The organism is Flectobacillus sp. (genome assembly GCF_049240685.1).
In the GTDB taxonomy this organism is placed as follows: Bacteria; Bacteroidota; Bacteroidia; order Cytophagales; family Spirosomataceae; genus Flectobacillus.
The window spans coordinates 1-7,812 of record NZ_JBMLSD010000424.1 but is presented as its reverse complement, the minus strand read 5'-3'; the positions used below and the strand labels follow the sequence as shown (position 1 = coordinate 7,812).

At 38.1% G+C, this 7,812-nt stretch carries 6 protein-coding genes; 5 read left to right on the top strand and 1 reads right to left on the bottom strand.

The genetic code is table 11. The features are described 5' to 3' along the window. The first annotated feature begins 301 nt into the window (after positions 1-301). Entirely contained in the window at positions 302-1,843 is a 1,542-nt protein-coding gene (locus ACOVQ4_RS19170) for a GH3 auxin-responsive promoter family protein (protein ID WP_421822217.1), read from the top strand. Between the two features lie 66 nt (positions 1,844-1,909). Here the strand turns inward: ACOVQ4_RS19170 and ACOVQ4_RS19165 are convergent, their stop codons facing one another. Then, positions 1,910-2,686: an outer membrane beta-barrel protein gene (locus ACOVQ4_RS19165; RefSeq protein WP_421822216.1), complete on the bottom strand. Its 777-nt coding sequence runs from the start codon at positions 2,684-2,686 to the stop codon at positions 1,910-1,912. 372 nt (positions 2,687-3,058) lie between these two features. Between ACOVQ4_RS19165 and ACOVQ4_RS19160 the strand changes: the two genes are divergently transcribed. The 4 genes from ACOVQ4_RS19160 to ACOVQ4_RS19145 all read left to right on the top strand — a co-directional run bounded on the left by ACOVQ4_RS19160 (position 3,059) and on the right by ACOVQ4_RS19145 (position 7,780). Further along, the gene (locus tag ACOVQ4_RS19160) at positions 3,059-4,084 is read left to right on the top strand and encodes a gliding motility protein (RefSeq protein WP_421822215.1); all 1,026 of its coding nucleotides are present in this window, start codon (positions 3,059-3,061) and stop codon (positions 4,082-4,084) included. A gap of 150 nt (positions 4,085-4,234) precedes the next feature. Further along, positions 4,235-6,124 carry an ABC transporter ATP-binding protein gene (locus ACOVQ4_RS19155; protein ID WP_421822214.1) on the top strand — a complete coding sequence of 630 codons (1,890 nt, stop codon included), beginning with the start codon at positions 4,235-4,237 and terminating at the stop codon, positions 6,122-6,124. Between the two features lie 4 nt (positions 6,125-6,128). Continuing rightward, a complete protein-coding gene (locus tag ACOVQ4_RS19150) occupies positions 6,129-6,563 on the top strand; it encodes a Fur family transcriptional regulator (protein WP_421822213.1) in 435 nt (144 codons plus the stop codon). A gap of 137 nt (positions 6,564-6,700) precedes the next feature. Then, complete coding sequence (locus ACOVQ4_RS19145) at positions 6,701-7,780, top strand: LptF/LptG family permease (protein ID WP_421822212.1); 1,080 nt, start codon at positions 6,701-6,703, stop codon at positions 7,778-7,780. The last annotated feature ends 32 nt before the right edge of the window (positions 7,781-7,812 follow it).

Below are 7,812 nucleotides of genomic sequence, written 5' to 3'. Positions count from 1 at the left end.
CCTACGGCTTACAGCTTACAGCCTAAAGCTTACGGCTTAATGCCTTTTGCCTGAAAAATTAAATTTAATTTTGCGTATTAATTTATCTTGCTTTTCTTTTGTGCATTATCCTTATTAAATCTCTAACTTTTGCCGCCTTTCAGTCATTAAATAACATTTTATTCATCTCTTTTTGGTTGCTTTCTGAATTTAAAACAATTCTGTCACTGTGTAGAAATACCTATGAGTTAGCCTCCTGATATTGACACAATCAATTTATTCTGTTAAGTTTGTTTAGAACACTTATAAGATTAGTTAGCGAATGGATTTTCTCAACGAAACGCTTGTTTGGCTTATGAAAAGACGTCTCCCTCGTATTCAGGCTTTTATGGAAAAGCCTATGGATACGCAAGAGACTATGTTTTGGCAATTAATCCAGACCGCTAAATATACCGAATGGGGGAAAAAATACGATTTCCGTAGCATTTCTTCGATTCGAGATTTTCAGCAACGTGTTCCTATTTCTTCCTACGAAGACTTGTTCCCCTACATTGAGCGCATCATGAAAGGTGAGCAGAATATCCTTTGGCCTTCGCCTATACAATACTTTGCCAAATCTTCAGGCACTACCAACGCGCGTAGTAAGTTTATTCCCGTTTCGAAGGAATGTCTCGACGAATGTCATTTTATGGGTGGCAAAGACATGATGACCTTATTGGTAGAAAATAAACCAGAAACGGAGGTATTCAGTGGTAAGGGTTTATCGATTGGTGGCAGTTTATCTTCAAACCAGTTAAACTCACGCAGTATCATGGGTGACGTTTCGGCTGTGGTGATGAAAAACTTACCAATCTGGGCACAGATTATTCGCACACCCTCTCTTGATGTAGCCTTGATGGATGTCTGGGAAGAAAAAATTCAAAAAATGGCAGAAATTACCTCTCAAGAAAATGTGACCAGCATTTTGGGAGTGCCTACATGGACGTTGGTATTGATTGACAAAATTTTGGAACTTACAGGCAAAGACAATATTTTGGAGGTATGGCCCAATTTTGAATTTTTTATTCATGGCGCTGTGGCGTTCCATCCTTATCGTGATATGTTTAGAAACAAGGTTTTTCCTTCTGAACATGTCAATTACTTAGAGATTTATAACGCTTCTGAAGGTTTTTTTGGAGTTCAAGATGATATATCACGCAAAGACGAAATGATGTTGATGCTCGATTATGGTATATTTTATGAATTTATTCCAATGGAGGAGCTAGACAAGGAGTTCCCCAAGGCGGTTTCGTTGGGCGAGATAGAAATCGGTAAAAATTACGCTGTCGTGATTTCGACTAATGCAGGGCTGTGGCGCTACAAAATTGGCGATACGATTCGTTTTACGACCAAAAACCCTTATCGTTTCAAAATCTCAGGACGAACTAAGCAGTTTATCAATGCCTTTGGCGAAGAAATTATCGTAGAAAACTCTGATGTTGCTATCACTAAAGCTTGTGAAGCCACAGGAGCCATTATCAATGATTACACCGCCGGACCAGTGTATATGGATGGAGGAAAGAGTGGTTGCCATGAATGGATTATAGAATTTGATCGAGAACCCGATAATCAAGAGGTATTTAATCAGGTTTTGGATCAGACACTCCGCTCAATTAACTCCGATTATGATGCCAAACGTTATAAAGACATGGTTTTGACTCCCCCTAAAATCAACGTGGTTCAGAAAGATACCTTCTATTCGTGGATGCGTAGTAAAGGTAAATTGGGAGGACAACATAAAGTGCCACGATTATGCAACTCGCGAGAATACTTAGAGAGTGTTTTAGCCATAGCACATCAGAATAATATTGCTAATGTGAATTAACTAGATATGAGTCATCCTAAATGGAGCGATGACTCATATCTAGTTCACCAAAAGAGCCCTATTTCCCTAAAACTTCAATCCAAAATCAATCACTAATTGGTTGGTTTTGGTAATCATATCCGCAAATGAGCTACCGCGATTGATTTCAGAAAGTCCTCTTTGATATTGAAGACCAAAAAAGAATGCGTCATCTCCTGCTCCAAGTTTTTTTTCGAACCCTGCTCCTAGCAATAGATTTGCCTCCCCAAATCCAAAAATCCCTGAATTAGGCGCTACTCGGTCTCGAAATTGTACCAAAGCATTTTTGACTGAGTTGATGGGTTTTTCGGCAAGATTGATGTCTAATGTACCCCCAAACTGAATATAAAATGGCATTCCTGGTGTAACTTGATCACTAAATATCTTTAGGGACACAGGTATTTGAAGGTATTGTAGGTTAAATTCGGCAGCATTAGATTTGATTTCATCTTTGGTTAAAGGTTTTTGTACGAAGACATCTGTTTCATAAAAACTATTATAAATTGTGTAGGATACCCCCTTTACCGAATACCAAAGACCTGTACTAAAAGCATATTTTTGAGCAAAATAAAAATCAGCGACTGGCCCAACGGTCATGTTGATTTTGGCAGCGCCATCCGACATTCCTTTAAAGTTTTTGACACCATCGAAAGAAACAAAAGTAATAGCTGGCGAAAATTTAAAGCCAATCGACATGCTGTTGAATCTACCGCCCCAATATTCACGAGAGGCCGATGACAAACTTGAGGACCATAATTGATTCTGTGCTAGTAGATTTGTTATCGTAGCGAGAATAAAAAAGATTATTAATACGTTTTTCTTCATAATTTTGCAGGTAAATACCTGATATATTTTGATTGACTAAGTACGTTTCTTAAGAGTATTGTTTTGTTATACTTTTGATTTTCAAACTATAAAACAGACAATCTGGCAATTTATTTTGTCAATAACTCTGGTAAGAGCAATACAATACCTCATTTTAATAAGCTTTAGGCTGTAAGACGAAGGCATTAGGCAACATGTTTTCATTCTTTTATGAGAGATAATTTTAAACTTTCGGCTTTCAGCTATGGGCTTTCAGCAAAATATATTTGTAGTTACTACAAAATATGTTAAAACTCTTTGCCTTGAGCCTGTTGCCTTGTGCCTACTTAAATCTCATTTGAACACTGATTGCTTTTAACAGCTACCACAAGCATGAAAATTTTCGCAAAAATAGGATTTCTTCTTTTAGTTTCAGTATGCCTTTGGGCTTGTTCTGACAATACCGATGGCGAACCTGATGTAAGTAATATTAAAGTTGACCTTAAGATTCAGTACTTAGATAAAGAACTTTTTGCTTGTAAAACAGAAGAAGAAGTATTGATTTTTCTGAGAAAATACTCAGATTTTGCTAGTCAATATTTCAATACAGATGCAGCTTCTTTTCCTGCCTTGGCCAACAAGCTTTTTCCACAAATTAGCAATTCAGCTTTACAAGAATTTTATCAACAATCTCAAGAAAAAGGTTTTTTTGGCAACCAGAATCTTGAAAATGACTTCAAAGAGGCATTTCAGCATATCAAGTACTATTATCCAGACTTTAAAGAACCTAAAATTTATACTATTTTTACAGGCTTTTTCGGCTTAGGTACAATCCTTAATCCTGAATTACGCGTAAATGATTCGACCATTATTGTTGGTATCGATTATTTCATGGGACCAAAAGGCAAATATCTACCAGATATCTATGATTATCAAATAAAAAAAATGTCACCCGCAGTTATTGTGCCACAAACTATACTACAACTTTCGAGCCGCTATAATGCTACCAACCCACAAGACAGAACCCTGCTTGCGGAAATGGTATGGTATGGAAAAAGTTATGTTTTTGGAAAAGTCATGATGCCTTCTAAACCTGATAGTGTATTTTTGGGATATTCAGAAGAGCAGCTGAATGCTACTTACGATAATCAGAAAGTTGTATGGGCTTATTTTATCGACAACAAACTCTTGTATTCTACTCAAGACCCAGTAAAGGGAAAGTATGTTGGCGAACGACCTTCGACCCCCGAGATTGGCCCGGCTTGCCCAGGAGGAATTGGCAGATGGCTAGGCTTCAGGATTGTCTCAAAGTATTATTATGATGACGAAAAACTCACGATTCAGGACTTGATGAAAGATCCTAGTGCACAACACATTTTTGAAGCCTCTAAGTACAAAGGACTACCAGACGAAGAATAACAACATTGAGCCAACCTTTTGGCAAAGTTTTATGTTATAATTTTGAGATTGATTAAAGAAATTTACGGCTATCCTTCTGATAGTCAAACCAACAAATAATTCATTTAATATCAACTGTCTCTATGATTTTTAAGACAGTGTTATTCGAACATGGCAAAGCGAAGCGATAGATTTGGAGACGATGCTTCTCCACAAGATAAAAAGAAAATTACAAAAGAAGGATTAAGAAAAGCATTATCGATTTTTAGATTTACAGCTCCTTACAAAGGAACATTTATCATTGGTTTTATCTTTTTGATTTTATCACAAATCACCTCCATGAGTGTGCCTTTGTTGATGGGTCAAATGGTGGCTTCGATTCTTTCGCCCAATGACGCGCAGCAAATGCAAGCAATGTCGAACAACCCGATGATGCAACAAATGCAAAGTAGCTCGGTTATGAACTTGCCAAAGCTGACACTCGACCAAATGACCTTGTTATTCTTGGCGATTTTGGCTGCACAAGCGCTGTTTTCATTCTTTAGAGTTTACACCTTTTCGAGAGTCACAGAGCGCTCTATTCGAGATATTCGTAAAGAGCTTTACGGCAAAATGATTTCATTGCCCGTTACCTTCTTCGAAAAAAATCGTGTGGGCGAACTTATGAGTCGCATTACTTCGGATGTAACTCAATTGCAGGATATTCTTTCTGTAACCTTAGCCGAATTTTTCCGCCAAATCTTCACGCTCATCGGTGGGATTTGTTTGATTATTTATTTTTCTGGAAAACTCACGCTCTTCATGCTTTCTACCTTTCCTGTTTTGGTAGTAGCGGCTTTCTTTTTTGGAAAATTTATTCGTAAAAACTCTAAAAAAGTACAAGATGAGCTAGCTCAAACCAATGTGATTGTCGAAGAAACCCTTCAATCGGTCAATGTCGTAAAAGCATTTACAAACGAGACTTTTGAAGTGAATCGTTACACAACCTCTCTCGAAAAGGTATTGAATTGGGCTTTACGCACGGCAACTTTCCGTGGTAGCTTTATTTCATTTATCATCTTTGTTTTGTTTGGAGCTATAGTTGGGGTAGTTTGGTATGGCGGTCATTTGGTGCAAAATCATGAACTGACGTTTGATAAATTATTGACCTTTATTATCTATACAGGTTTCATTGGTGGTTCGGTTGGGGGCTTGGGTGATATTTATGCTCAAATCCAAAGAACCATCGGCGCTTCTGAGCGTATACTCGAAATTTTAGATGAAGAAGGTGAAATATCTACTACCGAGACCGTTACACCTGTACATGTGAAAGGTGAAATAGTTTATGACAATGTGGCCTTTGCCTACCCGTCTCGTCCAGATGTACAAGTCCTAAAAAATATTTCTCTCAAGGTAGAAGCTGGTAAAAAAATCGCCTTGGTTGGTTACTCTGGAGGCGGGAAGTCTACAATAGTTGGGTTGCTACTTCGCTATTATCGCTTAAATAGTGGCAAAATTTCGGTCGATGGGCAAGATATTCAGTCATATAATCTTACCGCTTTGCGCCAAAATATTGCTGTAGTACCACAAGAAGTGATGTTATTTGGCGGTACAATCCGTGAGAATATTGCTTACGGAAAACCTAATGCTACCCAAACCGAAATTATCGAAGCTGCACGTAAAGCTAATGCCCTAGACTTTATTGACTCCTTCCCCGAAAAATTTGATACGGTTGTTGGCGAAAGAGGAGTAAAACTGTCAGGTGGACAACGCCAGCGTATTGCTATTGCTAGAGCTATCTTGAAAGACCCTGCCATTTTGGTACTTGATGAAGCAACCAGTGCTTTGGACTCTGAGTCTGAAAAATTGGTACAAGATGCCCTTGATAAACTAATGCAAAATCGTACTACGATTATCATTGCTCATCGCTTGGCAACTATCAGAAATGTGGATACAATTTATGTTTTGAGAGACGGAGAAATAGCAGAATCTGGAAGCCATGAAGAACTGCTAAATCAAGAAGAAGGTATTTATGCCAACCTTGTAAAACTACAGTATGAGTCTAGTATCTTAAGCGAGTAAACCTATGAATACGAGCGAAATAAAAAGTACCTTGAAGGCCTACAGTCTTCGCCAAACAGAATGTCGAGAAGAGATTCTGGATATATTTTTGACAAAGGCCTACGCTTTGGCGCATGCTGATGTAGAAACCCAAATGTCAGAAAAGTTTGACCGAGTTACCGTTTATCGAACGTTGAAAACTTTTTTAGACAAAGGCCTAATTCACAAAGTACTAGACGATGAGGGTGGCATTAAATATGCCCTTTGTAAGGACAATTGCCATTCTGAAGACCACACTCACCATCATGACCACGTGCATTTTAAATGTACCAAATGCGGGCTTACGACATGTCTCGACCACGTGACGATTCCTCCAATTGCCCTGCCCGAAGGTTATCAGCGTGTAGAAACCAATTTGTTGGTACAAGGTGTTTGCAAAACCTGTAATCATGAACTTTAGGGTTTTTAAATATATTTAACATTCCCCTGCACAAGGCATATCTCAAACCTCTCTGAAAATGAGAGGTTTTTTATTTAGCTTTGTAAAAAATTTAATAGTCTGTATATTTTTGACTACATACCAACCTTTGCTTAGGCATGAAGATTTTAGATTTATATATATTAAAAAAGTTTCTCAAGACATACGTTTTTGCAGTACTGATTATTGTTGCGATTATTTTGGTAATCGATTACACCGAAAAGGTAGATAATTTTATCAAAAAGCAAGCTCCTACGTCGGAAATCCTCTTTAGTTATTACCTCAACTTTGTACCATATTGGGCCAATTATATTAGTCCTTTAATGGTATTTATTTCGACGGTATTTTTTACGGCAAACTTGGCTGCTCGCACGGAGCTTATTGCGATTTTGAGTACTGGGGTGAGTTTTCTTAGATTGATGCGCCCCTATTTGATGGGTTCGGCACTAGTGGCAATCATTACCTTTTTTATGGTGGCATGGATTATTCCGATTGCGAATAAAACGCGCATCAAGTTTGAACGAAAATATGTGATTGATACCTACTATTTCAGCGGTCGAGATGTCCATATCAAAGTGGCGCCAGATACGTATGCCTACATGGAAACCTACGATAACAACTCGAATACTGGGTATAGATTTACGCTAGAAAAAATTCAGAATAATCAGCTTATGAGCAAACTAATGGCTGAGCGAATTACTTGGGATACAACCCGTCGCAAATGGACAATCCATGATTATCGTATTCGTGCTTTTGAAGGTGAAGGTAAAGAAAAACTGACTTATGGCACAAAAATCGACACTACGATTAACCTTTCGCCCAAAGATTTTGACAGTAATTATCAGCTTCATGAGACTTTTACACTGCCAGAATTAAATGCGCATATTGCCAAGCTCAAATCGCGTGGAGCAGATGGCGTTGAAGTGTTCGTTGTCGAAAAATATGTTCGATTTGCCAATCCTTTTGCCATTATTATTCTTACCATGATTGGATTGATTGTATCAGCCAGAAAATCGCGTGGAGGAGTGGGTTTTCAGATTGCGTTGGGTTTTCTGTTAGCATTTGTATATATCATGTTTTTTATGATGAGTAAAGGTATGGCAGAGTCTGGCTCAATGCCTCCTCTCCTAGCGGTATGGTTGCCTAATATTATTTTTAGTGGTATTGGAGTATTACTTTACTATACGATTCCACGATAAGTAGGTGAGCAATATTAGGGTTTTAGGCGGTA

Coding starts and splice junctions, on each gene's coding strand:
- ACOVQ4_RS19170 (WP_421822217.1), top strand. CDS start 302: ATGGATTTTCTCAACGAAACGCTTGTTTGGCTTATGAAAAGACGTCTC.
- ACOVQ4_RS19165 (WP_421822216.1), bottom strand. CDS start 2,686: ATGAAGAAAAACGTATTAATAATCTTTTTTATTCTCGCTACGATAACA.
- ACOVQ4_RS19160 (WP_421822215.1), top strand. CDS start 3,059: ATGAAAATTTTCGCAAAAATAGGATTTCTTCTTTTAGTTTCAGTATGC.
- ACOVQ4_RS19155 (WP_421822214.1), top strand. CDS start 4,235: ATGGCAAAGCGAAGCGATAGATTTGGAGACGATGCTTCTCCACAAGAT.
- ACOVQ4_RS19150 (WP_421822213.1), top strand. CDS start 6,129: ATGAATACGAGCGAAATAAAAAGTACCTTGAAGGCCTACAGTCTTCGC.
- ACOVQ4_RS19145 (WP_421822212.1), top strand. CDS start 6,701: ATGAAGATTTTAGATTTATATATATTAAAAAAGTTTCTCAAGACATAC.